We start from the raw sequence: 26987 nt of genomic DNA, 5'->3' as shown, positions 1-26987 counted from the left end.
CAAGGTGCGCCGCGTCGCCACCGCCACCGCCGCTGCCACCGCACTGACCGCGTGAGCTGAGCCTGAGGTGGCGCGGCACTTCGATGCGCCACCCGTCAGATCGCCCCTGGGCTGGGGCACGGGCCACGCGCCCCGGCCCAGGGCAGGAAGGCCCGCCCCTGCACTCGCTTCTCCGAAGGGACTACCCATGCTCGGCAGGATTCCCGGCCACCCGGACACCTTTCGCCTCACCGCCCGGCCGGCCGGCCGGCGACGATTACGACCCGCTGCCTCCTGGTGTCACGGTCGCGGACGGAGCCGTCGTGCTGGCTCACGACATCCGCGTCGGCGACCTGGTGTTCGCCGAGTTCTCCGACGGCCCCGGACGGAGCACCTCGGAGCATGTGGGCACCCCTTTCCCCGCTCACCCCAGGACCCTGCGGGACTGCCCGTGCGAAGGGTGCGAGGACTGCGACGAACTACAGGGCTCGACCGACAAATTCAGCCGGTACCTGTGCCCGTCTCCCGCCACGGACGGCGAACCGTGCGTCAACGTCTTCTGCGCCGAGCCGTTCGCCGTCGTCACGGCAGATACCCTGACCGAGTGAGTGACTCAGGCGCTGGCCGAAGCGCTGCACGCCACGGAGCTCGACGAGCAGGGACACCAGCCGCTGCGGACCGTGGCCACGGACGATTCCGCCACCGACCTGCCGGGCGCGGCGCGAGGATTCAGATTCGGCTGGTCACCCATCCCACACGCCGCCCCGGTGTATCAAGCGGCCGTTTCGCAGACCGAGTACCAGGTCACGGGGATCGTCGCCGGGAAGTTGTTTTCCACGCTGGTGGTCCAGCCGTTTAGTTCGGCATCGGGGTACGACTGGCCGATGTCCGTCGCTGTAGTGCCTGTCTGTGCGCCGCCCGAGACGGGCTCCAGCCCCTCCGGGCATACCGGAGTACGGGTGGCGCCGTCACCAAACTGAAGCTCCTGGTTGAACGTGACCACCTCACGCGTAAACCCGGGACCGTTCGGGCCCTTGCATTCGTCGTCCTTCTTCGGGTCGCAGTCGTCGGGTTCCGGGTCTGCCTCGCTTGCCGAGGCCGTCGGCTGGTCCGCATTGGCCGCCAGTGCAGGGCTGCTGAAGCCCAGCACTACGAGGATCAGCGACGCCATTGCGCCGCCGACAACCCTTGCTCCATCCGTGGCCAGCGGACCGAACGTATGCCTATGCCCGCGATCAGGGCTCATGTTTGCTCCTTGCTGAGATCTCCACGCAGTCGCGGCGCACGCACATCCGGGCGCCGCCCATACGACGAGATCAGAAGCACCCGAGCCGGGCACGCCGACGGCGCCCATGTGGCGGCATGCACGGCAGGCGGGTTGCGCCTGTGATCGGCTCTGGTAGATGCGGCACGAAGCGCGCTGGTCTCCGCGCTGGCCCGCACCCGCCGCGCCCAGGCGAATTCCGACACCTACCTGCGCGCCTTCGGAACCCTCGGCGCACACTTCGGCGACGCAGGCCCCATCACTCAATGGACCGTCAACAACGACGACTGTGCCATCGAGTTGTTCCTGACCACCGTCGACCCGAAGGAGTCATGGCGCCTGCCACTGCTCCTGGAGCAGTGGCTCGGCCACCACCGGACGCCGAGCGGCGGAGCGGTGACACTCGACGAGGCCCAGCGCTCCGTGAGCGCTCTGCTGCGCGGCACGGCGCCCGTGCACTTCCTCGCCTGGTACCGCGCCCAGCAGTAGCCGAACCCCGGGGCGCGGCGCCTCACCGCACCCCACTTCGGTTCGGCCCGGCAAGCGGTTCCAGCGGGCGCACTTCCCCAGCGAAGTGCTCGCCGGCAGGCCCGGGTTCGCTGCTGACTGCCCTCGTGAACGGCAAGCCCAGGGCCCGCTGGATTGCTGCCTCCCGGGTGTGCAGACAACCCACAGCAGAACATGCAATCGTGCTATAATTCTTCATGTCAGTCGATTGGTCCCGGCGGACACCCACACCACATCCGCGGCACACGGAGGACCACGATGCGCAACGCGACATCGACGACCGCAGCAGCCCTTCCCCTCGCCGGGTCCCGCGTGACCTACCACGGCAGCATGACGGCCCTGCACGGACACACGTTCCTCGTCTTCCCCCACGGCACCTACCTCGAGGACGACGACTGCGAGTGCGACTGCGACCCCGAGGCGCGCTACATGCTCATCAACTTCGCCACCAAGCAGACGCTCCATCACGTCCGCGCCACGTCGTTCACCGACACCGCCGACCAGTGGTGGCCCGAGGACGCCATCGACCTCGAGTTCAGCCGCTCCTCCTACGGCGGCTACACCATGAAGGCCGACCACAGCACTCCGGGTGGCTCCCCCGGCTCCCGATGCGTGGCGTACTGCGCCGCCGACGGAACGCTGCACCGGACGTGGACCTACTTCCGCGACCTGCCGGACGCCTTCGAGCTCCTGGACGCCCGCGGGCGCGACGCCGCCCGCGCTCGCATGGCCCGCTTCACGCAGGACGGGCAGCGACCGCCGTGGGGAGCGCTGCCCGGCACCGGCGTGGTGGTGCCAGTTCGAACGCCCTCAGCAGTGCAGCAGCCGGCATCGCCGCTTCCCGCACGACGACGGGTGCTCACCGGCCTGCCACGGGCCGTCCCGGAAGGGTCCCGCCTGGCGGTCGGTCCGGACCGTCCTGGAAAGTGACCGGCAAGCCACCGCAGCTGCTCTACAGCGATTCGCCGACGAGGCCGGAAGCCCCGCGAAGAGCGGCAGCCCGTCCGGCATCCCGCGCGTCTGGTACTGCCAGACGGAAGGCAACTACCCGCCGCAGCCGGATTTCTCGTCGCCGCCCCGGTGGGCGCCAGGGACAAGCAGCGGCCGGGATTCGAGTCGGCATGGACGCGCGTCACCGGCCGGCACGGCCCTCACTACGAACCGCTGCGCCCGCTGGCCTCGCCCGAGCAGCTCCAGCTGCGCACCGACGGCTGAGCATCGGCACACCTCACGAAGGAAGCACCGAGGAGATACCACCCCTCGACGCCTTCAATTGTGCTAGAATTATTAATTTCACACGGATTGGAAGCAGCGCACGACCCCTCACATCGGCTCGCCGACGGCGGTTGGCCCCGCCGTCGGCGAGCTCCCTCACCACACCACCAGGGAGATGCCGTGCTCCATGTACAGGACTTCGAGGCAAGCCGGGCCAGCGCCGACGGGGCGCTCACCGACAACCTGCTCACCGCCATCGCCGGCCAGCCGCCGCATGCACCGGTGACGACCACCCACCTCTTTACGGGAGGCTGCGGCGACCTGCTCGGGTTCGAAGCAGCTGGATATCAACCCGTGTTCGGCGCCAACCACCTCCAGGCGGCCATCGACACGGTCAGGAAGAACTTTCCGTCCGTCGCCTACCGCCGCTGCGACATCAACAACCTCGACTTCCGAGACATCCCGCGCAGCCGCGTACTGGTCGGCTCCCCCATCTGCAAGGAGGTCAGCCCCGCCGGCCGCAACTCCACCGCCAGCCAGCAGACCCCGCGGACGGGCGGATGGTCACACACCCGTGCGACGGCCTGGGATCTCATCAGAGCGGCCGAAGTGCATGACTACGACATCGTCTGCGGTGAGAACGTGCCCGACTTCGCCACCCGTTGGAACCTCTTCGAGGCGTGGCTCAACGTGTGGGACGCCCTGGGATACGGCCTGCAGCTCGCCTCCGTCGACGCCGCACACATCTCAGGTCCGGGCAACGATCCGGCGCCGCAGCACCGGCACCGGATCCTGTTCGCTTTCACCAAGAAGGGCCTGCCGCAGCCCGACCTGCGTCCCACGCCTCAGAGCCTGTGCCACGAATGCGGGCCCGTACTCGGCGTGCAGGCATGGAACAAGCGCTTCAACGGGACCGGAGTGCGCAAGGTCGGCATCTACGGCAAGCAGTACCGCTACATCTGCCCCAACCCCCGCTGCCACCGGGACGTCGAGCCAGTCACCCGGCCCATCCGCGACCACATCGACCTCAGCCTGCCGGGCCGCCTCTTCGGCGACGGACGGGCCGGCCGGAGGACGTTCGAGCCCTACGCCGACGAGACCCGCCGCAAGGTGCGCATCGGCCTGCAGCGGTTCCCGGGCGAGCCCTTCCTCGTCATCCTGCGCAACCACTGCACCGTGCAGAGCCTCGACGAACCCATCGGCGCGATCACCGCGGAAGGCAACCACCACATGCCCGTCAAGCCGGGCCGCAGCGTCGATGACTGCGAGGTCCAGATGATCAGCCTGCGCACCAAAGCCCGCGCCCAGCGATTCCCCGACTCGCACACCTTCCAGGGCACGACCGCAGCCGACCTGACCCGCCAGGTCGGCAACGCCGTCCCGGTCAACGCCGCCTACTGGCTCGCCCAGCGACTCCAGCCGAGCCTGAACCGAAGCCCCAAGGCGCTCCCGGGCGTCGGATCCGGCTGTCCGGCAGGCGCACCCTGCGCCTGCCGGACAGCCGCGTGGCTGCTCACGAACCGGGGCGACCAGCCTTGCCGGATGCGCCCGGCACGGAACCCGCTCGCCATACACGCATAGATGGTGTACGTTTATTCACGTCATCACCGAGGCCCGGGGATGACACCCCAAGCCGCAACGACCCACGATCAGGAGAGAGCAGCCATGATCCCCGCCGGCCGCACCCCGCTCGGAACCGCAGACGTCGCCCAGCGCATGGGCAGGAAGACGATGCCCCGCGACGCGGAGCTGCCCGAGCCCATCAGCCGCCAGGGCGCCCAGACCCGTATCTGGGACGCCGAGCAGGTCGACGCACAGCTCGCCGGCGACGAAGCGCTTCCGCCGCTGCCGCAGGACGAGTCCCCCGAGGACCTCCTCGACCGTGAGGAGTCCCGCGAGGTGCTCAGCGAGATCGGTGTCGAGCTCAAGCCCGAGGCATGGCGCAGCTACATCAACCACGGCTACGGGCCCAAGCCGGACAAGGTCGTGTGCGGTGTGGCGCACTTCTACCGGCGCACCATCCTCGAGTGGCCCGCTCAGCGCCCCGGCGAGGGTGCCGGCGGCGGACGTCCCAAGGGCAGCAAGGACGGCAAGCCGCGCGACCGGTCCACCAAGGTCGCAGCCCGCCGCGAGCGCATCGCGCGCATGCTGCAGGACGACCCCGACACCTCCGCCGCCCAGATCGCCGCAGCCGAAAACATCTCCGAGCGGCAGGCGTTCCGCATCCTCAAGGAGCTGCAGAGCGACGCCGGCTGACGACCGCGTACCCCGGCACTGCGCAGGCGGTCCCTGGACTGCGCACGCACCTGCCCGACCGTGCGCAGCGCTGGACCGCATGCTGCGCACTGCGCAGCTCGGCCTGTTGCGCACTCGTGGTGCGTTGACCCGTCCGGCGCGCACGCGGCGGTGCGTTGCGCGTGCGCGCAGCAGTGGTGCGTCCCGTTTCCCCGTGGTGCGTTCGAGGACCAGGGCGCGATTCGTCTTTCCCTTCCTCGCCTTCGTCCGGCCTGTCGGGCGGGTGAGGTTGCGGGGGTGACCAGGCGTGGTGCGTGGCAGGGTCAACGCACCACGAACGCACCGGCAACGCACCACGAAATCCGCTGCTCAACCGTGACCTTTACGGGCTCTGGTGGTGCGCGAACCGGTGCGTGGCGTGCGGCTCCATAGAGGCGATCCCGGTCGCCTCGAACTCACGGAGCCCTGCCATGCCTCGTACCCCACGCGGTCCAGCCCCTGCAGCGCCGCCCCGCCCCTCCCGTCATCTCCACTCCCCGAGCACCTCTCCCGAAACGCTGCGGACCGCGCGCCGCAGGGTGTGCGCAGTCCGGATCGGCGTGTGGGCCGCGCTCGCGACAGGCCCGGCCGCCCTCGCCGTCGCCTTCCTGACACCCCGCACACTCATCACGCCTGCGCAGCCGACAGCCGCAGAGGCGCCCGCGGTGCGCAGCACAGACCCAGCAGGCGTGGCAGAACTGTTCTGCGATCTGTGGCTGCGCAGCGACGCCGGCGCCACGGACAGCCGCACTGCGCAGACAGTGCGCACGCTCGCCCCCGATGTCGAACTGCCCCGCCCGGCCGATGCGCAGCGTGCGCAGCAGGTGCTGCGCAGCACAGTCGCAGTGCGCAGTGCGCAGCTGGAAGGTGACCGATGGTCGGTCATCGTCGCTGCGCAGTTCGTCGCCGATGCTGGCCGGGACCAGGCGCAGGGCGGGGCGGTGGTGCGGTACTTCGCCGTGCCCGTCACCGCAGCACCAGGCGCTAGCAGTGCTGGAGCGTTCACCGTGACCGGTGCCCCGGCTCAGGTCGCCGGACCAGTGGCCGCCGCGGCGGGAAGCTCCTCGTTCGAGCATGTCCTCCCGGCAGGTGGTCCGCTCGCGTCGTCGCTGGGCGCGTTCTTCAACGCCTACCTCACCGAGGTCGGTGAGGTGGGCCGCTACCTGTCACCGGGAACCGAACTCGCCGCAGTGCACGGTTCGGGATACACCTCGGTGCGGCTCGACGAGGCAGCAGCCGAGTCCGACCACGCCGACGGAGCCGTGCCCAGCGACGGGACAAGGGTGCGGGTGCAGGCCCGGGTCACGGCGCAGAGCCAGGCGGCGGGCCGGTGGCCGCTCCTCTACACGCTGACGATGACCGCCCGCTCCTCGAGGTGGGAAGTCACCGCACTCGAAGCCGGCGCACCACCAGCGAAACCGGCTGACACGTCCACCTCCGGTAAGGCGGCGGGGGGTGCGCCGCGATGAACGAGAACGTGCTCCTGGCGGGCAAAGCCGCCGACCTCGGTAACTCCCTGCTGGGAACGCTCGGCAACTGGGCCGACCGAGGCCTGCAGGTCGCCCTGATCGCGATCGTCGTCATCACCGTCGTCCGCAAGGCCAGCCTCAAGGCAGGGATCGGCGCACTGATCGGCATGGTGCTGGCACTGGGCATCTACGACTCGCGCACCACGCTCGCGAACCTCTTCGAAGACGAAGTCAAGAACCCGGCAGGCAGCGCCGGTTCCGTCACCGTCATGGTCAACGGCAACGGCAACGGCAACGGCAACGGCAACGGCAACGGCAACGGCAACGGCAACGGCAACGGCAACGGCAACGAGCACGGTGCACAGCCGACCGGGGATGGTGCGTCGTGAGCGCCACCGCTCCTGCACGGTCGCAGGTCGCCCGCGTCTACACGGCTGCCCGCCGTCATCCTTGGGTGCTGGGCAAGCTCGGCGATTGGGTCCTTTGGTTCGGCCCCTACACCCCGGCGCAGCTGGTCGTCATGGCGGGCGGCGCAGTGCTGCTCGTGAAGACGTTCAGCTGGTGGTCGTGGCTGGGCCCGATACCCGTCGTGCTGTGGGCGGTGTCGATCTGGGCGGTGCGCGGGGCGAAGGTCGGCGGCCGCTCCCCGTTCACCGCGGCGCTGGGCTGGCTGACCGTCCTTGCGCAGCACCCGGCGGGCCGGATCGGCGGCCGCGCTGCACGCGACCGGCGCCCCACCCTGCTGTCCGGAGCGTTCGTCATCGAAGGCGCACCGGAGGCCGCTCCTGCCTCAGCCGGCCAGGAAGGTTCGCCGACGCCCGTTCCCGCCGTGTCCCCCGCCGTGCCGGCCAGCGGTCTGGCGCAGCTGCTGGCCGCTGGAGCAGACGGCGGCCGTGCGGTGGGGAGGTCGTGATGCGTGTTCCCTTCCGGCACATCGCCGGTCATCTGGTGTGGTCGACGTCGGGCAGCGTGTGGGCGATCTGGCGCGTGGAGCCGACCGGCGGCCGCTACGTTCCCACCCGCGTCCGTGACGAACTCCTCGGCCGTGTCACCGCGCTGGTGCGGTCCCTGACCGGGGCGCCGAAACTGTTCGGGCTCGCCGCCCGGGTCGACCCGGGCGAGATCGCCGAGCAGATGGTCGACGGCGTCGACTGGCAGCGCCTGCCCGCGTGGGCGGAGACCACGGCCGCCGGACTGGACCTTCTCGCCGGGCAGGAGATGCACCGCCGCACCCTGTGGCTCGCCGTACCGCTCGCCTCCGCGCAGGGCACCCTCGGTCTCGCAGCAACCGGCACCGCACTGCGGGCCGAAGTATGCGACGCACTCGGACTGCCTCCCGTACCGGTGGCCGCCGGCGACGTCGCCCAATACACCGACCGCGCACGGCGCATGGAGGCAGCGATCGGCGGCGGCCTCACACTGCGGCCCGCATCGCCCGCGGAAATCGTGTGGATGGTCCAGCACTCCCTGCACCGCGGCCTGGAAGAACCGCTGCTCGCCGACGCCGAGGAATCGACGCTGTACGGCGGGCGGGTCAAGGACGGACAGTTGCGGTCCCCCTCGTACGCGGACCTCGGGCAGGTCCGGCTCCTCGAAGGCGGCCGCCCCCCTGCTCCCGACGACACCGGCAACGACGGCAAAGGGTCAGGACGTCGCCGTAGCGACAAGAGCACCCAGAAATCCGGGGGGACGTGGTGGCGCAAGGGCGGGGCGTCGCCGCTGCTACGGCGCTGGCTGCAGGTCGAGTGCGAGAACGGCACCGGCTACCAGGCGCATCTCGCGCTCGCCGAACTGCCCGCGGCCCGGACTGTGGAGTCTGCCGACCTGCTGGCGCAGCTCGAATCTCTCGACTTCCCCGTCGACTTCACCGTCGACATGCAGCTGCTGCCCGCCCAGCAGGCAAAGGAGCAGGTGCAGCGCAAGAAGAAGGACCTGCTCGACCAGGCCGAACAGTACGGCGCCCAGCCGACCGGCATGCCGCACTCACTGCCCGAAGCGGCCCGAGATCTCGCTGAAGAGGATGCACGGCTGTCACGCACCAGCGTGGAGGTCGAGGTCCAGTCGGTGACCGTACTCACCGTCTGGGGACCGGACGCGGAAACCTGTGATGCGCGGGCACGGGCTCTTGCCGGACTCTTGGCCGGAGGGGACTACCGGGCGGTGCGCCCGCACGGCCTGCAGGAAGCCCTGTTCTCCCTCGGCCTGCCCTCAGCTCCGCGGCCAGGGGCACTGAGGGAGTTCACCCAGCATCAGCTGTCCGAGGACTGGGCCGCGCTGGGGGCATTCACCAACACCGGGGTCGGGGATCCGACCGGGCTGATGGTCGGCGTCGACATGGACTGCGGCACGATCCGCCCGGTCCTGCTGAACATCGCCGACGCCCCGCAGCAGAACGCCTCCGCCTCGGTCGGCATCGTCGGTGACCTGGGCGCAGGCAAAAGCGTGCTGGAGAAGCTTCTCGCGTCCGCGGTCGTCGACCGCGGCGGCCGGGCGATCGTCATCGACCGCACCCCGATCCGCGAATGGGCCTCGTTCGGCCGCTCGGCTGCCGGACCACGGTGCCAGGTCATCGATGCCGCCAAAGCAGAGCTGTCCATCGACCCGTTGCGGGTGTTCGGCGGGCCGACCGGCGCGCACTACGCCCTGTCCTACCTCACGCTGCAGCTCGGCGTCGGGCCGATGTCCGCGGCCGGAGCCGTGCTGCACCACGCGGTCGAGGAAGCCGCAGCGGGCGAGGCGCCGTCGATGGCGCGGGTGCTGGAGATCCTGCGCACCATGGCCGCCGGTGAATCAGCGGCAGCGGCAGCGACCCGGCGGGATGCGGCTGCCACGATGGCCGACCTGCTGCAGATCGTCGCAGCCAACCCACTGGCCGCCATGGTGTTCGACCCTGATTTGCCGCCGGTCACGCTGGACGGCGACCTCGGCGCGGACATGGTCGTCGTCACCACCACCGGCCTCACCCTGCCCCCGCGGGAGGCGTTCGCCAACATCGACGTCCTGCGCCAGCAGCCGCTCGAGGCGCTGATCGGCCGGGCCGTGCTCTACCTGATCGCAGCAATCGCCCGGCAGGCCGCGTTCAGCGACCCGTCCCGGTTCTGCACCGTCGCCATGGACGAGTGCTACTGGCTCACCTCTTCTGCAGAGGGGAGCGCATTGGTTCACGAGATCCTTCACGACGGACGCAAGCACGGTGCCGGGTGCCTCCTCGGCGCCCACGACGTCGACGAGCTCGGCAACGACGCCGGACTGCTCGCCTACAAAGTCCTCGCCCGCACCAGCGACACCGCCCGCGCCCGCAAGGGCCTCGGATTCCTCGGCCTGGACAGCACATCCGAAGAACTCGTCCGACTCGTCACCACCGGCCTGTCCCCCGTCGGCCACCAGGGCCGCGACGGCGAAATGCTGCTGCGCGACCCCCGAATGCAGGTCGGCCGCATCAAAGTCCACGTCCCGCCGGTGCCGCGGATCCAGCAAGCCATCTTCACCACCCCCGGCACCACCCACGCCGACAGCCACCCGTCCACACCGGACGCGGCGGCCGCTGCTGGAGCGGGGGCCCTGCGATGACAAGGACGTCCAACCTGGGCAGGCGGCCTCTGTTGGGGCTCGCCACCACGGTGATCCTGCTGCTGTGCACCGCCGCAGCGTGTTTCCTGCCGCCCGTCAGCCGACCGAGCAACGCTGCCCAGCCCGCCCCCGCGGGAGTGACGTCCGGCGATCCATGCGACCTCATCCTCGGCGGGGCGCGTGACCGCTGCACCGTGGAGTCGGCGGACAGCGGCATGTCCCCTGCGGCTGCGGAGCGGGGTGACGGCGCTGTCGTGGAGAGCGCCGCGTCCGGTCAGCGGGTGTGGCTGCTGGGGTTCTCCACGGCCGCCCTCACCGCGGCCGCCGGCCTCGCGGTCACGACACGGCGGGTGAGCCGGTGAAGCGCCTCGACCGCGGCAGCCTGCGCTCCGCCGGCTTCGTCTGCCTGCTGACCGTCGTGTTCCTCACGGTGAACTCGACAGTGGCGCACGCCGCAACCGGCAACGCCGAGGCAGGTGACCTGCTGGCGCCGCTGAACATCAGCACCTCCGAAGGCGCGCCGCTCAACGGCTACGAACTGTCCGCGAGCGGCGGTTCGATCTTCTCCTTCACTTCGCAGGCGCTCGCCTTCATCCTCAGCGGACTGTTCACAGTCATCCGGGTTCTGGTGGGCCTGGCGTGCTGGGCGATCGAGTTCGCCTTCCGGTTCCCCCTGATGAAGGCGCTGGCCGGTCCAGCGCAGGAGGTGTCCGACGCGTACGCGAACGTCGTCGTGAACACCCTGGGGCTGAAGGGCCTGCTGCTGTCGTGGGCGTTCGTGTTCGGGCTGATCCTGATGGTCCGCGGAAAGGTCGGCACCGGGCTCGGGGAAATCGTGCTGACCCTCGTGATTGCCGCGCTGTCCGCGTCGGTGTTCGTCCGCCCCGACTACCTGCTGGCCGACAACGGACCCCTCATGCAGACGCAGCAGGCCGCGGCCGAGGTCGCGCAGCACACCGTCAACTCCTACGACTGGGGCGGAAAGATCGCCTCCAGTCCCTGTGCCAGCACCACCGGCGCCGCGGAGAAGGCGTGCTACGCCCGCGAAGCCAGCAAGCCCGTCTCGTCCGAAGACGTGGCCCGCCCGATCCAGGACTCGGTCACCAACGCCCTGGTCGTCAAGCCGTACATGCTCCTGCAGTACGGACGGATCCTCGACCCCGCGAAGCAGGCCGACCGCGAGGCCTACCGCGCCCACCTCAAGTGGATCACCGGCGGCTACAGAACCGACGGTGACAAGAAGCAGGGCGGAAACGACGGCGACGGCAAGAAGAATCCGTGCGATCTGATCAAGGGGGAAGCCCGGGAGTACTGCGACGACGGCAGCGGCGGATCCGGCGGGGACACCGACGTCCCGCCCGTCCCGCTCACTCCGGGCGATGCCCTGCTCGACGAGGCCAGTCCCCTGCTGGACCAGGAGGACGTGGAGTTCGCCGCGTTCCTCAAAGACCTCGAGGCGGCAGGCGACGTCGGCAAGGAGTGCGCCAACTACGCCACAACACCCACCTGGTGGCGTGCCGCGGGGGCAGTGCTCCTGCTGATCGCCGCGCTGCTGGTGTGCGCGATGCTGCTGTCCTCCGCGATGGTGCTGCTCGGCATCCAGGCCGCCGACGTGGCGGCCGCGGCCGCCGGCGTCGTCGCGTTCGTCGTCGGCATGCTGCCCGGCCCCAGCCGCCAGGCCGTGTGGAAATGGGCAGCCGTCTTCTGCATCTCCACCGTGACCATGTTCGGGATCTGCATGTTCCTCCCCTTCTTCGCCATCGCCGTAGACGTGATCCTCACCGACGGCCCCGACCTGATGGTCGAACGGATCCTCCTCCTCGACGTCATGGCCCTCGTCGGCCTGGCGCTCCACCGCCGCCTGCTGACCGGCATCGTCTCCTTCGGACAGCGCATGTCCCTGCGGATGCGCTACGCCAAGGTCGGCGGCACCCACCTGCCCGGCGACACCTCCGAACTCGGCGCCGCACTCGCGATGAACGGGATCGGTGGGATGGGCAGTTCATCCGGGCTGCTGATCGGCGCCTCCGGAGCGCACCGCATCTTCGGGATGCGGCACCGGATCCTCGGCAGCCTCGCCGCCCTCGGCGACGGTGCCGGGATGCCCATCGACCCGGGCCGGCTCCTGACAGACGCGGCAGCGGAAGGCCGCCGCGGCCTGGCTCCCCTCGCACTCGGGATGCACGCCGGCCGCCTCGCACTCCGCGGCGCCCACGCCGCGCTGATCGGCCGCCGCCCGCCCGAGGAAGACGAGTCACTGAAGCTGCTGCGCGCCATCGCCAACGGGGACGGTGAAGGCCCCGGCGGTTCGGCTGCAGCGGGGGGACTTGTCGTGAACCGCAGGACCGGGGAGATCCTGCACAATCCGCGGACTGACCGGCCGCTGCTCGGCTCCCGTATCCACCAGCATGCTTCCCGGCTGCGCGGCTACCGCATCGCCAGCCGCACCGCACGCATCGGATACGGGGCCACCCTCGGCCTGCCCCGCACCATCCAGACGGGCAAAGGCAAGGCCTCGCAGTACACGCAGGACGCGCGGACCCAGCTGCAGGTCGCCGCGAACCAGGTCCGCGAGGACGCCACCGGTTGGCAGTCTGCGGGCCGTACGGTCATGCGCCCGGTCGACCGCGCCTCCCGGCGCCTGGCCACCGCATGGAACGTGCACGACCCCGCGGGCCGGGCACGCGACGCCGCCAGCGCAGCAATCATCTACACCTCGACCCCGACAGCCCCCCGCGGCTTGGGCGAGCGCGGCAGCACGGCATCACGGCCGGAAGAGCCGTCCGTTGATGCCCGCAGGCGGGTGTTCGACGCCCTCATGCGGGCCCAGCGCGAAACATGGGACAACCGTCCGGCCTGGGGCGAGTCGCGGCTTGCTCCGCCGTCGGGCAGCACGGGCAGCGGCTGGAGCCGTAGCGGCAGCGAGAGCTCCGCAAGCGGCTGGGGCAGCACCAGCGGCGAAAACGCCACATCCAGCAGCAGTTCGGGGAGCAGTGCGCCCGAAGGGAGTCCGTACGACGGAGGGCCATTCGACGGTGACCCGTACGTCCGGGGTCCGTACGGGGACGGCGGCGATCCGTACGTGCAAGGTCCGTACGACGGCGACGTGTGGCAGCAGTGGCCCGGCGAGGAGCCCGGCGGGGGTGATCGGGAGTGAAGCGCTGGAGGAAGGCGGGCTGCCTCGGCGTGATGCTGCTGCTGTGCGCGGTCGGCTGCTCGGTGCCGATGATGACGGTCCTTTCCGCCGCCGGCAGCCTCACCCTCGCCCAGGACAGCCAAGGGCAGGAGGACAACGGCGGGGAGGCCGCGGGGATACCCGGTCGGATGCTCGCCGCTTACAAGAACGCCGCGGCCGCCGTCGGCAAGGAAGTGCCCTCATGCAAGGGGATGCGGTGGCCCGTCCTGGCGGGGATCGCCCGGATCGAGTCCAACCACGCGACCGGCCGCACCGTCGGTGAGGACGGGACCATCACGCCGCGGATCCTCGGCCCCGTTCTCAACGGCTCCGGCGCGGGCGGCAACACCACCGCCTTCCGCGACACCGACGGTGGCCGGTGGGACAGCGACACCCAATTCGAGCGGGCCGTCGGGCCGTTCCAGTTCCTCCCCCAGACCTTCAAGGCGTACGGGAAGGACGGCAACAAGGACGGGACCATCGATCCGCACCAGGCCGACGACGCCGCCCTGGCCGCGGCCGTCTACCTGTGCGGCGACGGCCGCAACCTCGGCGACCGGAGCCAGCTGAAGAAGGCCCTGTTCGTCTACAACCACTCCGACGCCTACGTGAACGACGTCCTGGGCTGGATCGACCAGTACACCGCCGACGCACAGTCCAACGGCGATGTCGATCTCGGCGCCGTCACCGGCACGGTCCGCACCGTGCTGGAGGCCGCGCTGCAGCAGCGCGGCGTCCCCTACTCCTGGGGCGGCGGCAGCCCCAACGGACCGTCGTCCGGGGTGTGCTGCTCACCCGGCGGACAGAACGGGACCACCGTCATCGGCTTCGACTGCTCCGGCCTGACCCGCTACGCCTTCGCGCAAGCCGGAGTGACACTCCCCCGCACAGCCGCCGCCCAGGCAGGCGCCGGCACCCGCATCCCCGCCTCCGCCGGAATGGGCGCTCAAGCCCGGCGACCTCGTCTTCTACGGCTACATCCCCACCAGCAACAGCACCATCCATCACGTCGGGATCTACCTCGGCAACGGAAAAATGATCAACGCCGCCCGCCCCGGCACCAAAATACGGATCGACGCCGTGACCTCCCTGCCCGACTACGCGGGAGGGGCACGCATCCTGTGACCACACCAGCAACCGACCGCCGTACAGGGCGCGCTCTCATGACGGCCGCCTGCCTGCTCGCCACCAGCGGATGCCTCCTCATCACCATCGCCCTCACCGGCAACGGCACGACCGCGACCTCTGATGGGGCACACCGCCGTCCCAACGCGGCGGCGTCCTCGTCCCCGGACCACCCCGCCGCTCCACCGTCGGTCGGCGGAACGCCGTCGCGGCCGGCAGCCTCCGCATCGGCGGCGCCGGTGAGTGAACTTCCGCCGCCCGGTTCCGGACCGGGTGCGGATCCGCTCGTGCAACGCGCCCTCGATGAGGCGATCGCCCCCGACCTGCACGCGGACACCGAACGACGCCTCGTAGGCGAGGGCCGGGCGGTGTGGACCGCGGAGGTGACCGGTGCCGGGCGCGACCGGTGGCCCGCCTACTTCACCGACACCAGCAGGCCGTCGTCCTACACCCGCGTGCGGATCCAGGCAGCGATCGCCCGCCGCGCCCACAGCCAGCCGGCCACCGCCACGGCGGTGGTGCATCTGGTGTGGGCCGGAGCAGACCCGTCCGGCACCTACCGCGACGGCCGCACCGCAACCGTCCGCTTCACCCGCGAAGGAGCGTCATGGCTTCCCGTCCGATAGAAACCGCGTCCGCACCGCTTCTGGTGTGGGACGCCGTCGTCGCCCTCGCCTCCTGGGCATGGACAGTCGCGAACTGGCTGTACGACAACGCCCTGTGGCTGGGCCTGTCCGGCATCGTCGCCTGGTGCGCCTGGGAGATGGTGCAACGCAAGCTCGCCGCGAAGGCCCTGGCACAGCGCACCCGCATCGAGCTGGTTCCTTCGCGGCAGTTCGAGACGAACAGCGAGGAGGTATTGCGGTTCGGCGCCCAGCTGATGCGTGCCGCCGGCGCGGGGCCGTGGTGGACTCCGCGGGAGGCGCGCAGTGTGCGGATCCGGCTGCGCGCCGACGGCACCACGCCCCTGTCGTACCAGATTGAGGCCCCCGCCTCCGCGAAGCACCTTCTGATACAGACGCCCTACGCCCGCGTACGGACCAAGCCGGCCCGTGCCCTGCAGGACAAGCAGCGCACTCACACGGTGCGGGCCGTGTTCGCGCTGCACGGCATGGCGGGCGCCCGGCTGCGGGAGGTCCCGCTGGAGCCCGACCCGCTGCAGCCCCTCATCGACGCCGTCGCCGACCTGCGGGCAGACCTGGGCGACCTGGCGGAGGTGTGTCTGGACATCTCTCCCGCCCACCGGTGGGGGCTGCGGGCGCGGCGCTGGCAGGTCCTCGATGCGGCCCGGCAGCATGCGCGCAGGGAATCGCGGCGCGAGGCCCGGTGGATGACGCAGGACGCGGCCACCATGGAGGACGCTCTGTCCTGGCAGCTCACCAAGCTCACCGTGCCTCGCGAGCAACGCAGCGGCGACGGGCGCCGGCTCCTGATGACTCCGCGGCCGCCACGCGTGGACCGGGACAAGGTGCTCGGCAAACTCGTTGAGGACGCCGGCCTGGTCCGTGTGCAGCTGCTGGTGCGCTGCCAGTCGGACACCGTCGGCCGCGCCGAACGCAGGCTGCGGCACATCGAGGCGGGCCTGGATGTGTTCGCTGCCCGCACCCGGCTCTCCTCGATGGGCACCTCGTGGGGGCCTTTGCGTATCGGACCGGACCGATGGCCCTGGCGGCTGCGCTTCGACGAGCAATGGGCGAGCGGCCTCATCCGTCCGGCGCGCGATTCCTGGGCCCGGATCGAGGAGCTTGCCGGATTCCTCAAACCCCCCACGAAACACGCCCGTCTGCCGCTTCTGGGCAGCGACATCCCCACGTATGCGCCTGGTGAGCCGCTGGTGCCGCAGGGCTGGTACCACGGTCCGGACGGCCGCGAACGCCTCGTCGCGACCCATGAGGACGACACCCTGTTCGAGGTGCAGGTCGGCAAGGCAGGCTGGGGCAAGACCAGGCGAGCACTGTGCCAGGCCACCGCGAGTGCGCACAACGGGCGCGGGCTGGTGTTCATCGACCCGCACCGGGATTCCTGGCCCACCGTCGCGCCCTACCTCGCCCACAAGAAGATCATGGCTAGGGCGTGGCTGTTCGACCTGACCGTGCGCGATCCCCAAGACCGGCTGGCGTGTTGGAACCCGCTCAGCATGACCGCCGGCCAGGCACCGGACGAGGTGGTCACGGCGACGGTCGACGCTTTCGCCAGCAGCCTGGGGTGGGGAGATGCGAATGCGCCCCGCGCGATCACCATCCTCACCAAGGCCATCGAGGCGCTCGTCACCGTCAACGCCCAGGCCGTCGCCGCCGGCCGAGGCGAGTGTCAGGCCACCGTGTTCCAGATCCGCACCCTGCTGACCGACCTCGCATTCCGCTCACAGGTCGTCTCCCGCCTCAGCAAGGAGGCCGCCCGCTGGTGGGCGACGTCGTTCCCCGAGATCCCCAAGGACGCGCTGCCGACCGTCCTCAACCCGCTGGACCGGCTCGCCGCCTCCCCTGTCACCCGCGCGTTCCTCGGCTCGCCGACCGGCAGCTACAACATCCGCGCCGCCATGGACCACTCCCACGTCGTATGGATCTGCCCGGCCGGCACCGGCCCCACCGGCCGGCTCCTGGTCTCGCTCCTTGTGCGCGACATGCTCCGTGCCGGGCTCTCGCGCCGCGACACCCCCGAACGGCACCGCCGTCCGTTCCGCGTCTACCTCGATGAGCTGATCTCGCTCGACGGGGCCGCCTCCACCTCGCTCGCCGAGATCACCGAACAGCTACGCAAGTTCGGCGTCCGGATGCACGGCATGACGCAGCTCCTGCACCGCATCAGCCCGGACGTGCGCACCGCGCTGCTGCAGAACGCCTCCTGTCTGTCGACGACCGCGGGATCCGTCGAAGCGATCCGGCACATCACCGACGAATGGGCAGGCCAGGTCGACCCCGCCGACGCCGCCGGACTCGACCGTTTCCATCACTGGGCCTCCTTCACTGTCCGTGGCAAACGCGTCGGGCCGCTGCAGGTCCGCGGCCCCGACCTGGACGAGGTCTTCGGCCACCAGGCGCGGCCGGGAAAGGTACGGGCTCTGCTCGCCGCCGCGCACACCAACACCGGCGCCCCTCCTGCAGCGCGCCGAGGGCTACGAGGAGCACGCGTTCGAGGACTGCCAGGAACTGCGCACGTTCAGAGGCCGGATGCGCGACCGCGACCTGGCGCCTCCGTCCCTACCTGACGAGCTGGCCTTCGTCGACCATGGAGCTGGAGTCGATCCTCGCCGCCGCGGAGACCACCGACGAAGGCAGGGCCGTCGAGAACCTGGACGACGTCTTCTCCCGGCTGGCCCGGGAGACGGTCGGCATCCAGGACATCGACGCTCTCCTTGGGGCAGCCGGATGAGCGGGCGGGGACGGCGAGCCGTCCTGCCGTCGGCCGACCACCGCACCGAGCCCCCGACAGCCCCGGACGGCCTGGTCGTCACCGTCGTGAACAAGGCCGGGCACAAGCAGGCTTACGACTTCGCCGCCTTGCCGGTTGCGGAGCCTATGCAACGCTCCCTGGCCGCTGCCTTCGCCGCTCAGTCCCGCCTCTGGAACAGCCACAGAACCGCGGGGAACCACCGGGGCAGGCTGCTGGTGTTCGCGCGGTTCTTGTCCGAGCTGGAGCATCCTCCCCAGGACCTGAGCGAGCTGACCGCCGCCACGCTCAAGCGCTGGCGCGCCCAGCACATCAGCACCAACTACGGCAGGAGCACCTTGCGGACCGTACGCACCCTCCTGCAGAACGCTCCGCAGCTCGGCACCGGGCCGGTGGCCGAAGAGCTTGCCCGCCGCGTCCCCAGCCCGAGGCCCAGCAAGCAGTCCTATGAGGAGCCGGATCGGGAGCGGGTACTGCTGGTCGCGCGACAGCAGTTCCGGAGCGCGTGGATGCGAATCCGCGAGAACACCCTTCTGCTGGAGAGCTGGCGGGCCGCCGCACTGAAGGAAGGCAGCCGTGAGTGGCGGATCGGCAAGATCCTCGATCACCTTGCCCGCACCGGTGACGTCCCTCGCACCGCATCGCCGGGCGGGAAGCACCACGTGACGAATCGCAGGCTTCTGGGCGGCAAGAGCCCCGACGGCACGTGGGGCAGGCTGTTCCTGACGCGCATGGAGGTCACGGCGCTGGCCGTTTTACTGACCGACCGGTTCGCCTGGAACCTGTCCGTCTATGACCGGATGCCGGCCCCGACCGCGACGCCGTCGGTTGGAGAGGCGGGCTCGGTGACCTACCAGGTCCAGGTGGAAAAGCGCAGAGCGGGCGGGGGCCGGTGGTTCTCCACAGAGAACATCACCGACTCCGGGGCCGACTCCGCTGGACGGCTGATCACGCAGGCGCTGGAGGCCACCGCTCCTGGTCGTGCGCTGGTTGCCCGCCTGGCGCCAGGGACCGATCTGCTGATGGTCTCGCGCACGCACAGCCTCAGCGGGGCGGACTTCCGGGACTTGGACCGGCCCCACCCGGTGGGCCTCTTGTCCTTCGGTGTCGCCGACTACGACGCGAAATGGTGGGCACACACCCACAGGCTGGGAGGGTCGCCGTTCCAGAGGGCTCGCCGGACCACGGTGACACGCGAAGGCCGGCCCATGCAGCACACTCGGGGCACCCACGAGCGCACCTATGTTCTGCCCGACCAGCGTGTTCAGCGCGCTTCACGGGACGTCTTCGAAGCCGGCGCCCGCGCGGCCCTGGAACAGGCCAAAGCCGTTGTCTTCGCCGGGAACATCTCGGACATGCCGGATCCGGATCATCAGGAGACCGCCACGGTTGACTGCGCGGACGACACGGCCAGCCCCTGGCCGACTCCGCAGGGCGGATGCGGGGCGGACTTCCTGCTCTGCCTGGCCTGCCGCAACGCTCACGTTCATCCCGGCCATCACCCGCGGCTCGCTCATCTGCACGAGCAGCTGCAGAGCCTGCGGTCCGTTCTGGACGACCACGCCTTCAACGAGCGCTGGAGCGATCACCTTCTGCGGCTGGAGGACCTGCGTGACAAGGTCGGCCAGTCCGTCTGGAGGGCCGCTCAAGACCGCACCGACGACACCGACCGGGCTGTTGTCCAGCTCTTGGTGAAGGGAGAGCTCGCCCCGTGACCACCGCTCCGGTCGCCGAGAACGACCCGTACAGGCTGCCCATGCCCGCCCCGGACTCACCCGTGGTGCTGCCCCGATGGATCAGCACGGGCAATACGCACCCGAACTCCCGCTATCAGGATCCCGTCTGGTCCCTTGCCCCACTCATCGACAACCCCAGCACCTGCCTGATCGCGATCCGATGGAAGCACTGTCCGGCACCCTTGCACGGCCAGGTGAAACTGGCGGTCTGGACGATGATCAACGGCCAGCTTCGCCCCACCTACCTCAAGACCCGCGGGCACGGGGCCCGGCCCCGGACATCGGGCTTGGACATGCGGGACACGTGCTACGAGTGGATGCGGCTCGCCCGTTGGCTGCATGAACGCGGCATCGACAGTCTCGCCGCCTGCACCGCCAAGGAATGGCAAGCCTATGCAAGCGAGCGCTGGGACAGCGGTGTCAACCGCGACACCGCAGAGGCCATCTGCGCAAACCTGACGGATCTTTGGGCATTCGACCAGCTCAGTGCCCGCCCTACGGGCATCACCCGGCCTCCGTGGGACACCCTGAGCTTCGACGACTTCCTCCCCGCGGCAGACGGCGCGGCCCGGGGAGAGAACTCGACGGAGCCGTTGGACCCGCAGGTCCTCGGACCGCTGCTGGTCTGGGCTATCCGGTTCGTCGAGGACTTCGCCGATGACATCCTCGCCGCCTGGATCGAGCGGTGCCGTCTCACTGCCCTGGCCGCCGCCAACACGCCCACTGCCGAGGGCCGGGCCGCCCTTGAAGAGTTTCTGCTGAGCCGAGTCCGAGCGGGATCGTGCCTGCCCAGCACCTCAAACAGAGGGAGGCTGGGGCTGGCAGTCACTTACGTCGCCGCCGTCACCGGCGCCAGCCGCAACCAAGTCGATCACTTCAAAGAGCGACATGGGCTCTCGGCCCTGGCCGCCCAGCGACCGGGGCCGTGTCCGATGCGGGTGCCGGTCACCGGGCAGATCAACGGCAAAGTCTGGCGCGAGCACCTGGATTTCAACGAGGCCGCCGAGCTGATGCGGCATCTCGGCACCGCCGCCGTGATCATCTGTCTCTATTTGACCGGCATGCGACCGCAGGAAGTCCAGGGCCTGCGGTCCGGGTGCTGCCCCGACCCCGAACCCGCCGCCGACGGCACCGTCGGACGACACCTGATCCGCAGCCGTCACTACAAGAACGTCACCGACGATGACGGCAACCACGTCTCCGACGGCGAGGAACGTGAGGTCCCCTGGGTCGCTATCACGCCGGTTGTCCAGGCCATCCGCGTTCTGGAACGCATGGTGCCCGAGGGGGAACTCCTGCTCAGTGCCGCTCACCACGACTTCCCCGACTCTCGCGGCTACCACGGCACGTTGAAGAACAACGCCCTGAGCAACCGGATCGAGAGATTCGTGGCTTGGGTGAATCAGGAAGCCGAGGGGCAGGGCCTGCCTGGACAGGTAATCCCCGAGGACCCGCATGGCGCGATCGGCCTGAGACGGTTCAGAAGGAGCCTGGCCTGGCACATCGCCCGCCGTCCTGGCGGACTGATCGCGCTGGCGATTCAGTACGGGCACATGCGCACCATCCTGGATGTGCGCACCTCCAGCGGCTACGGCTCCCGCAGCCGAGGCGGCATCCACAGCGAGCTCGACATCGAGACCGCTCTCGCCGCAGCCGACACCGCCGCCCGTCTGCGCGACCGCCTCGCCGCCGGGGAGAAGGTCTCCGGTCCCGGCGCCCGACGGGCCCTCACCGCTGCCGCCCGGACCCCGCGCTTCGAGGGACGCATCGTCCCTGGGACGTTTGCGAGGAAGGCCGCCAAGTTCCTCGCCCGGGAGGGCGTGGTGCTCTATGACAACCCCGACGCGTTCTTGATCTGCGCGTTCAAACACGACACTGCCCTCTGCGAACCCGAGCCCGGCGCGACGGCCCCGCGGCAGTACAACTGTCGGCCCGGCTGCGGCAACACCGTCCGCACCGACACCCATGCCCACCAGCCGCGGGAGCGTGCCAGCGAGATCGACCAGCTCGCCGCCCACGCCCCTGGCCCGGTCGGCAAGCGGCTACGAGCCAACGCCGACAAACTCCGCATGACAGCCGACACCCACGACGCGACCGTCCAGACCGCCGAGGCACTGGCATGAACCACCAGCACCAGGACGAGCGCTCCCGCATCCGTGAGGCGATGGACCGGCTCCTGGCCGGACAGGCCACCACCTGGAACGGCAGCCTCACAGTCGTCGCACTCGCCGCCGAGGCCGGCGTCCACCGCATGGCCCTCCAAAAGCGCCATGCCGACCTGAGGAACGAGTTCTACGAGCGCGTCCGCACCGAAACACGACAGGTCCCAGAATCCGAAAGGCGCCTTCGTGGGACCGTCACCAAGCTCAAGGAGACCGTCGCCAACCAGAAAACCGAGATCAAGGAGCTTCGCCAGCTGGTCACCAGGCTCACGTTGGCCAGCGCCGTACTCACCCAAGACGACGATCAGCAGACACAGGGCCCACCTGCCGCCGACAACGTCGTGCCGTTCCGCCGATCGACCCCCTGAAGGCGACCCACCCACTCAGCCTGCCCCTCCCGGAATTGCTGGGAGGGGGGCGGCGGCGCAAGCTCTGCACCCGGTGGCTCACACTTCCCCTCACGATTGCGAGGAAGTCGCTGCGCGCATATCAGGTGTAGCGGTACGGTTCCGGGCGGTAGCGTCGAAATAGGGGGCAGGGATGCTAGTGGATGCATTGGCGGCGCTGGCCGCAGCGGGGGGTACCGCGGTAGTGCAAGCCGCGGGCACGGATGTGTGGGTGGATTTCCGGCAGCGAGTGGCCGGTTGGTTCGGCCGCGGGGATGCTCAGCGCGAACAGGAGGAATTGGAGCGGCTCGACCAAACCGTGGCCGTTCTGACGGCCGCCGATTCGGAGGAGCTTCAGCGGGTGCGCGACCGCCAGGAGGCGGCCTGGCAGACCCGCTTCGAGATGCTGCTGGAAAGCCTAGACCAGGATGTGCGCGAGCAGGTCGCTGCCCGGCTACGCGCCCTGCTGGCCGAGTACACCTCAGCCGCCGGCGGGACATCGTCCGGACCCGGAGGTCTAGCCGTGGGCGGAAACGTGGATATCCGAGCCGACCGCGGCTCAGTCGCCACGGGAGTACTCCACGGAGGTGCGCACATCGGCCCCCCTCCGGCGCCGGATCCGTCCCAGGGCTGAACGGACCGGCCGCCACCAGCCCCACACACCCCGCTGCTCTCTCGCTTGGAAGCCTTACCGCCCGGGCCGACAATCACAGTCTCTCTATCGGCCACGTCAGCCAAGTGACCTACAACGCTGCTTCCGTCGGGCAGGATCACTCCGTCAGCACTGCGGCATCAATCGCCCCCGGGCGGCCAATCAGCCAGTGCGCCGATCCCTTCTCCCTGGAGGTACACCGGGCTATCGAGCTCGGCCTCCACGAGGAAGACGGATCCGGATTACCGCTCTTGCCCCCATATATCGCACGCGCACATGACGCCCGGCTGCATGAGATCGTGCAGCGCGCAGCTGAGGGCGTGAGCCAACTGGCCGTGCTGGTGGGAGAATCATCGTCGGGCAAGACTCGGGCTTGTTGGGAAGCCGTGCAGGCGCTCCCGGCAGAGTGGCGGCTCTGGCATCCCTTCGCCCCCAGCCGGCCCGAAGCCGCTCTGCGTGACCTGGGCCACGTCCGCCCCTGCACCGTCGTGTGGCTCAACGAGATCCAGCACTACCTGCTGACGGCAACCAAGACACTCGGTGAGCGCGTCGCCGCAGGACTGCACTCGCTTATGCACGATCCCGAGCGGGCTCCCGTGCTGGTGCTCGGAACAGCCTGGCCCGAACACTGGGCCACCATCACGACCCCGCCCAGAGCCAAGGAAACGGACCAGCACCCCCAGGCCCGTGCCCTGCTCACCGCCACAGGCGCAGCCATCGTCGTGCCTGACCGATTCAGTCTAGCTGACCTGCGGTCTCTGCAAACAGCGGCGTATAACGACCCGCGCTTGGCCTACGCCGCCGAGCATGCAGAGCAAGGGCACATCACTCAATACCTGGCCGGTGCACCAGCCCTAATCGACCGCTACCGGACCGGCCCTCCGGGCGCGAAGGCACTGATTGAAGCAGCCATGGACGCACGGCGTCTCGGGCACGGCCCAGCCCTGCCCCTCACTCTGCTCGAAGCTGCCGCCGACGGCTACCTCACCAACCACCAGCGCGACCTGCTGAGCGACGACTGGTTGGAACGTGCCCTCACCTACGCCGCCGCTCCTCTATATGGCATCTGCGGCGCGCTCACGCCTATCCGCCCTGGCGGCGCTCAACCAGCCTTTGCCCACCCCCACTATCTGCTCGCCGACTACCTTGAGAATTACGGCCGCACCGTCCGTGGCATCACCCCGGCCCCCGCTTCTCTGTGGACAGCCTTCACCGACCACGCCAGCCGCACCGACCTCCCCTCGCTCGCCAGGTCTGCTGGTGACCGTGGTCTGATGAAGCTGGCCGTTCAACTCTGGACAGCAGCCGCAGCCGCCGGTGACTTAACGGCATGCCTCCGGGTGGCGGAAACCCTGGTAGAGGCAAGCCGCGAAGAGGAAGCACTGCCGTGGTTCCAACACGCCTGCGAGCTGTACTCCGAGGCGCCCGAAATGGGTCGCCCCGGGCTGCTGTATTGGGTGTGGAACCGGCTGGTGCACGCTGGATATCCTCAAGTTCCATGGGTCGATGACACCGTGTGGAAAAGGAGCGTCGCGGCGAACGGCGGTGAGCTGATTTTGCCGGCAACCGTCGCCCAACTTCAGGAGGTAAGGGGGACGGAGGAGGCGCTTTCCTGGCTGCGCGACGCCGGTGAGACAGGCAACACCTACGCAACCCGCACCGCCGTGGAAATGCTCATCAAAGCCGGCCGCACCTCCGAAGCCCTCAGATGGATTCAGCATGCCGCCGAAAGCGGGCATCCTGAAGCGGCATCCGAGGCGAGCTTCGCTGGCGCCGAGGTACTGAAGGAAGCTGGTCGCATCGACGAAGCCCTCACCTGGTACCAGCGCGCCGCCGATGGCGACCACCAAGTATGCGCATTGGAGGCTGCGTTCAAGGCGGCCGAGATGCTGAAGGAAGCTGGTCGCATCGACGAAGCCCTCACCTGGTATCAACGCATGGCGACCACTACTGGGCTACCCCAGTGGCTTCGCGACATGTGCACCGGAGCAGCCTACGCGGCGGCCACCATGCTTCAAGAGGCAGGCCGTTCAGAAGACATGCCCGTCTGGTTGTGGCAGCGTGCCGAAGCGGGCGACGTCTACACCATGATCGTGCTCGTCGAAGTGCTGGAGGAGGCGGGCAGGAACGATGAGCTGTTGGCCTGGTTGCGGAACCGCGCGGAAAGCGGTGATCCACTGGCCATGTATGCGATGGCTCGCGGTTCCATTTTTGGCCATGCCGAGCACGCCGAATTCTGGATTGAGCGCGCCATTACATGCCTTCAGAGCGTAGATGCTGCGCACTCCTTGCACCAGAGACTCAAGGAGTGGGGCGGTGACGCATTTTCGGACGGGCCTACGGCACTGGAACTGGCGGTTGAGCTCTTGGAAGCAACTGGCCGGGCAGATGAAGCTGACGCCTGGATCCGGGACCGCGCCGAGGGAGGCGACCCTGTCGCTGCCAAGGAACTGGCCTCGAGGTTGAGGGCGGTGGGGAACACTGCCAAAGCGCTTGCCTGGTATCAGCATGCTGCGGAAGCCGGTGACCACTCCGTCGTGATCGACATTGCCGACACTTTGGGAGAGATGGGCCGCATTGAAGAGGCTATATCCTGGTACCAGCGTGCCGCAGAAAGACAACAATACTCCCTAGACGTCGGCGATATCTTCTCACTGCTCGAGAAACGGGGGCGCCTCCACGAGGCGAGGCGATTCAAACAGTACGGGTTAGCACCCGACGGCTCGCTTTCCAAACGGTGGGAGGCGCTGCCACCGCGGTAGGACCCTCGTGCCAGCTCACCCTCCTGTGAGACGTTCGAGAAGCCGAGATCACACTGAGTTCGTTCTCGGCGAAGGCTCAGGGCACCAAGTCACCACTGGCCTTCGTCAGGCTGTTTTCAGCCGGCGTGGGGCCGGCTGAACCGGTGGTCGGCGGGCAGGCGGGGCGGTTCGGGCACGCGGCTGACGCTCAGCGCGGTGGCTCCTCGCCGGGCATCGCGACCGTGTCGTCGCATATGGGGAATGGCACGAACGGGCCGCCCTTGCCGGTTGGCAGGGCGATCACCAACTGCGTGGCTGACCTCATGGCGGGTCAGGGCTTTGTCGAGCAGGCGGTAGGGGGTGGCAGCTGTCGCGCTCACAGCGGCAGCACTGTCCCCGCCCCGGCCTCTGCCGCCAAGCCCTGGCGCGGATCGCAGACGAAGCCGGCCCGCCCGCTGGCCGGGAACCATTTGTGGCAGTTGCGGCACTGGCGCGGTTTGCGGGCAGGACAGTTGACTCCAGACTCCAGGAGACTGAACACAAGAGCTTGACGGGGAAGCTGGTGGAGGCGCTCGCCCGCACCGGGTACGTGGGCGTGTGCAAGATTGCTGTCCGCTCCAGGGAACGGCTTGCCGTGCTCCGACCGCGCCACGGGCTGCTGATCTGCCAGAGCCTGCTGTGGCCCGAGGAGGTGCGCGATCCTGGAGACCTCACCTCATCCGCGCCTGTCACGGACCGGGAGCTGCAACTCGCCGAGGTGTTGGTACGGGAGCTCACGGGCATCGAAGTCGGCGAGCTGCATGACGAGTACCGGCACGCGCTGGAGGAACTGGTCAGCGCCAAGGTGTCGGGGGGGAGAGATCGCCGCCCCTCCTGAGCCTGAGCCGGCGCTGGACCTGATGGCCGCGCTGGAGGCGAGCGTACGGACGGCGCGGGCCGCGCACCGGGACTGACGGCCGAGCGCATCACCGTAAGCGTGCGAGGCCACGCTACGAGCATCCGGCCTGGCAGGTAGCGCCCGGGGCCCGACCAGGGCAGGCCCCCTCCCGCTCGGTGCTGGGCCTGCCCTGCCGAACCCGCCGAAGCCATCAAGTGGACGGCTCCAGCGGCGAGGTGATCGCTGCGCTGCAGTTTTCTAGTGCGTCTCCGGATCGGAGGCTGCGGTCGCGGCTGTGTTCGGCCCGTACCAGGTGTTCATGAGGTCGGGTCTGGCACGGGCATGCCGGTCAGTTGTTGGGCGTGCCGCGCTAAGAAGTCATCTCATTTGGCGAGTCTGCGGTAGCAGATGAGGGTGCAGGCGATGCTTGTGAAGGCGAGGAAGTGCTCGGCTTTGCGCTCGTAG

General features: G+C 69.4%; 22 protein-coding genes. 21 read left to right on the top strand and 1 reads right to left on the bottom strand.

Annotated features, from left to right (window positions below):
* Positions 1 to 302 precede the first annotated feature (302 nt).
* The gene (locus tag AC067Z_RS36730) at positions 303 to 587 is read left to right on the top strand and encodes a hypothetical protein (RefSeq protein WP_478793996.1); all 285 of its coding nucleotides are present in this window, start codon (positions 303 to 305) and stop codon (positions 585 to 587) included.
* Between the two features lie 164 nt (positions 588 to 751).
* Here AC067Z_RS36730 and AC067Z_RS36725 read toward each other — a convergent pair whose 3' ends face one another.
* A complete protein-coding gene (locus AC067Z_RS36725) occupies positions 752 to 1225 on the bottom strand; it encodes a hypothetical protein (protein ID WP_478793995.1) in 474 nt (157 codons plus the stop codon).
* A 318-nt stretch (positions 1226 to 1543) separates the two neighbouring features.
* Between AC067Z_RS36725 and AC067Z_RS36720 the strand changes: the two genes are divergently transcribed.
* The 20 genes from AC067Z_RS36720 to AC067Z_RS36625 all read left to right on the top strand — a co-directional run bounded on the left by AC067Z_RS36720 (position 1544) and on the right by AC067Z_RS36625 (position 26522).
* Complete coding sequence (locus AC067Z_RS36720) at positions 1544 to 1732, top strand: hypothetical protein (protein WP_478793994.1); 189 nt, start codon at positions 1544 to 1546, stop codon at positions 1730 to 1732.
* A 276-nt stretch (positions 1733 to 2008) separates the two neighbouring features.
* Positions 2009 to 2680, top strand: coding sequence for a hypothetical protein (locus tag AC067Z_RS36715; RefSeq protein WP_478793993.1), 672 nt, complete (start codon positions 2009 to 2011; stop codon positions 2678 to 2680).
* 150 nt (positions 2681 to 2830) lie between these two features.
* Positions 2831 to 2965, top strand: a complete 135-nt coding sequence (locus AC067Z_RS36710) for a hypothetical protein (protein ID WP_478793992.1) — start codon at positions 2831 to 2833, stop codon at positions 2963 to 2965.
* Positions 2966 to 3145: 180 nt separating this feature from the next.
* On the top strand, positions 3146 to 4546 hold the full coding sequence (locus AC067Z_RS36705) for a DNA cytosine methyltransferase (protein WP_478793991.1): 1401 nt from the start codon (positions 3146 to 3148) through the stop codon (positions 4544 to 4546).
* 84 nt (positions 4547 to 4630) lie between these two features.
* Positions 4631 to 5221, top strand: a complete 591-nt coding sequence (locus AC067Z_RS36700; protein WP_478793990.1) for a hypothetical protein — start codon at positions 4631 to 4633, stop codon at positions 5219 to 5221.
* A gap of 707 nt (positions 5222 to 5928) precedes the next feature.
* Positions 5929 to 6708, top strand: a complete 780-nt coding sequence (locus AC067Z_RS36695; protein ID WP_478793989.1) for a conjugal transfer protein — start codon at positions 5929 to 5931, stop codon at positions 6706 to 6708.
* Positions 6705 to 7097: a hypothetical protein gene (locus AC067Z_RS36690; RefSeq protein WP_478793988.1), complete on the top strand. Its 393-nt coding sequence runs from the start codon at positions 6705 to 6707 to the stop codon at positions 7095 to 7097. Before AC067Z_RS36695 ends, AC067Z_RS36690 begins: the two co-directional genes overlap by 4 nt.
* Complete coding sequence (locus AC067Z_RS36685; RefSeq protein ID WP_478793987.1) at positions 7094 to 7621, top strand: hypothetical protein; 528 nt, start codon at positions 7094 to 7096, stop codon at positions 7619 to 7621. Before AC067Z_RS36690 ends, AC067Z_RS36685 begins: the two co-directional genes overlap by 4 nt.
* Positions 7621 to 10278, top strand: a complete 2658-nt coding sequence (locus AC067Z_RS36680; RefSeq protein WP_478793986.1) for an ATP-binding protein — start codon at positions 7621 to 7623, stop codon at positions 10276 to 10278. Before AC067Z_RS36685 ends, AC067Z_RS36680 begins: the two co-directional genes overlap by 1 nt.
* Positions 10275 to 10640, top strand: coding sequence for a hypothetical protein (locus AC067Z_RS36675; RefSeq protein WP_478793985.1), 366 nt, complete (start codon positions 10275 to 10277; stop codon positions 10638 to 10640). The genes AC067Z_RS36680 and AC067Z_RS36675 overlap by 4 nt, the downstream gene beginning before the upstream one ends.
* Positions 10637 to 13435, top strand: coding sequence for a hypothetical protein (locus AC067Z_RS36670; RefSeq protein WP_478793984.1), 2799 nt, complete (start codon positions 10637 to 10639; stop codon positions 13433 to 13435). The genes AC067Z_RS36675 and AC067Z_RS36670 overlap by 4 nt, the downstream gene beginning before the upstream one ends.
* Entirely contained in the window at positions 13432 to 15204 is a 1773-nt protein-coding gene (locus AC067Z_RS36665; protein WP_478793983.1) for an NlpC/P60 family protein, read from the top strand. Before AC067Z_RS36670 ends, AC067Z_RS36665 begins: the two co-directional genes overlap by 4 nt.
* Positions 15186 to 17786 (top strand): ATP/GTP-binding protein, encoded by a 2601-nt coding sequence (locus tag AC067Z_RS36660; protein ID WP_478793982.1) that lies wholly within the window; start codon positions 15186 to 15188, stop codon positions 17784 to 17786. The genes AC067Z_RS36665 and AC067Z_RS36660 overlap by 19 nt, the downstream gene beginning before the upstream one ends.
* 20 nt (positions 17787 to 17806) lie before the next feature.
* Positions 17807 to 17950, top strand: a complete 144-nt coding sequence (locus AC067Z_RS36655; RefSeq protein WP_478793981.1) for a hypothetical protein — start codon at positions 17807 to 17809, stop codon at positions 17948 to 17950.
* Positions 17947 to 19683 carry a hypothetical protein gene (locus AC067Z_RS36650; RefSeq protein WP_478793980.1) on the top strand — a complete coding sequence of 579 codons (1737 nt, stop codon included), beginning with the start codon at positions 17947 to 17949 and terminating at the stop codon, positions 19681 to 19683. The genes AC067Z_RS36655 and AC067Z_RS36650 overlap by 4 nt, the downstream gene beginning before the upstream one ends.
* Positions 19684 to 19724: 41 nt before the next feature.
* The gene (locus tag AC067Z_RS36645; protein ID WP_478793979.1) at positions 19725 to 21827 is read left to right on the top strand and encodes an integrase; all 2103 of its coding nucleotides are present in this window, start codon (positions 19725 to 19727) and stop codon (positions 21825 to 21827) included.
* Positions 21824 to 22234: a hypothetical protein gene (locus tag AC067Z_RS36640; protein ID WP_478793978.1), complete on the top strand. Its 411-nt coding sequence runs from the start codon at positions 21824 to 21826 to the stop codon at positions 22232 to 22234. The genes AC067Z_RS36645 and AC067Z_RS36640 overlap by 4 nt, the downstream gene beginning before the upstream one ends.
* Before the next feature lie 250 nt (positions 22235 to 22484).
* The gene (locus tag AC067Z_RS36635) at positions 22485 to 22886 is read left to right on the top strand and encodes a hypothetical protein (RefSeq protein WP_478793977.1); all 402 of its coding nucleotides are present in this window, start codon (positions 22485 to 22487) and stop codon (positions 22884 to 22886) included.
* Between the two features lie 104 nt (positions 22887 to 22990).
* Positions 22991 to 25666: a tetratricopeptide repeat protein gene (locus AC067Z_RS36630; protein ID WP_478793976.1), complete on the top strand. Its 2676-nt coding sequence runs from the start codon at positions 22991 to 22993 to the stop codon at positions 25664 to 25666.
* A gap of 526 nt (positions 25667 to 26192) precedes the next feature.
* Entirely contained in the window at positions 26193 to 26522 is a 330-nt protein-coding gene (locus AC067Z_RS36625) for a Ku protein (protein WP_478793975.1), read from the top strand.
* Positions 26523 to 26987 lie beyond the last annotated feature (465 nt).

Source organism: Streptomyces sp. NPDC043812, assembly GCF_056436245.1.
This window is presented reverse-complemented; position numbering and strand designations above follow the sequence as displayed.

Excerpts from the sequence above, each read along its gene's own strand:
- AC067Z_RS36725 (WP_478793995.1), bottom strand. The coding sequence starts at position 1,225 with ATGAGCCCTGATCGCGGGCATAGGCATACGTTCGGTCCGCTGGCCACG.
- AC067Z_RS36715 (WP_478793993.1), top strand. The coding sequence starts at position 2,009 with ATGCGCAACGCGACATCGACGACCGCAGCAGCCCTTCCCCTCGCCGGG.
- AC067Z_RS36700 (WP_478793990.1), top strand. The coding sequence starts at position 4,631 with ATGATCCCCGCCGGCCGCACCCCGCTCGGAACCGCAGACGTCGCCCAG.
- AC067Z_RS36690 (WP_478793988.1), top strand. The coding sequence starts at position 6,705 with ATGAACGAGAACGTGCTCCTGGCGGGCAAAGCCGCCGACCTCGGTAAC.
- AC067Z_RS36680 (WP_478793986.1), top strand. The coding sequence starts at position 7,621 with ATGCGTGTTCCCTTCCGGCACATCGCCGGTCATCTGGTGTGGTCGACG.
- AC067Z_RS36675 (WP_478793985.1), top strand. The coding sequence starts at position 10,275 with ATGACAAGGACGTCCAACCTGGGCAGGCGGCCTCTGTTGGGGCTCGCC.
- AC067Z_RS36660 (WP_478793982.1), top strand. The coding sequence starts at position 15,186 with ATGGCTTCCCGTCCGATAGAAACCGCGTCCGCACCGCTTCTGGTGTGG.
- AC067Z_RS36655 (WP_478793981.1), top strand. The coding sequence starts at position 17,807 with ATGGAGCTGGAGTCGATCCTCGCCGCCGCGGAGACCACCGACGAAGGC.
- AC067Z_RS36650 (WP_478793980.1), top strand. The coding sequence starts at position 17,947 with ATGAGCGGGCGGGGACGGCGAGCCGTCCTGCCGTCGGCCGACCACCGC.
- AC067Z_RS36645 (WP_478793979.1), top strand. The coding sequence starts at position 19,725 with ATGCCCGCCCCGGACTCACCCGTGGTGCTGCCCCGATGGATCAGCACG.
- AC067Z_RS36640 (WP_478793978.1), top strand. The coding sequence starts at position 21,824 with ATGAACCACCAGCACCAGGACGAGCGCTCCCGCATCCGTGAGGCGATG.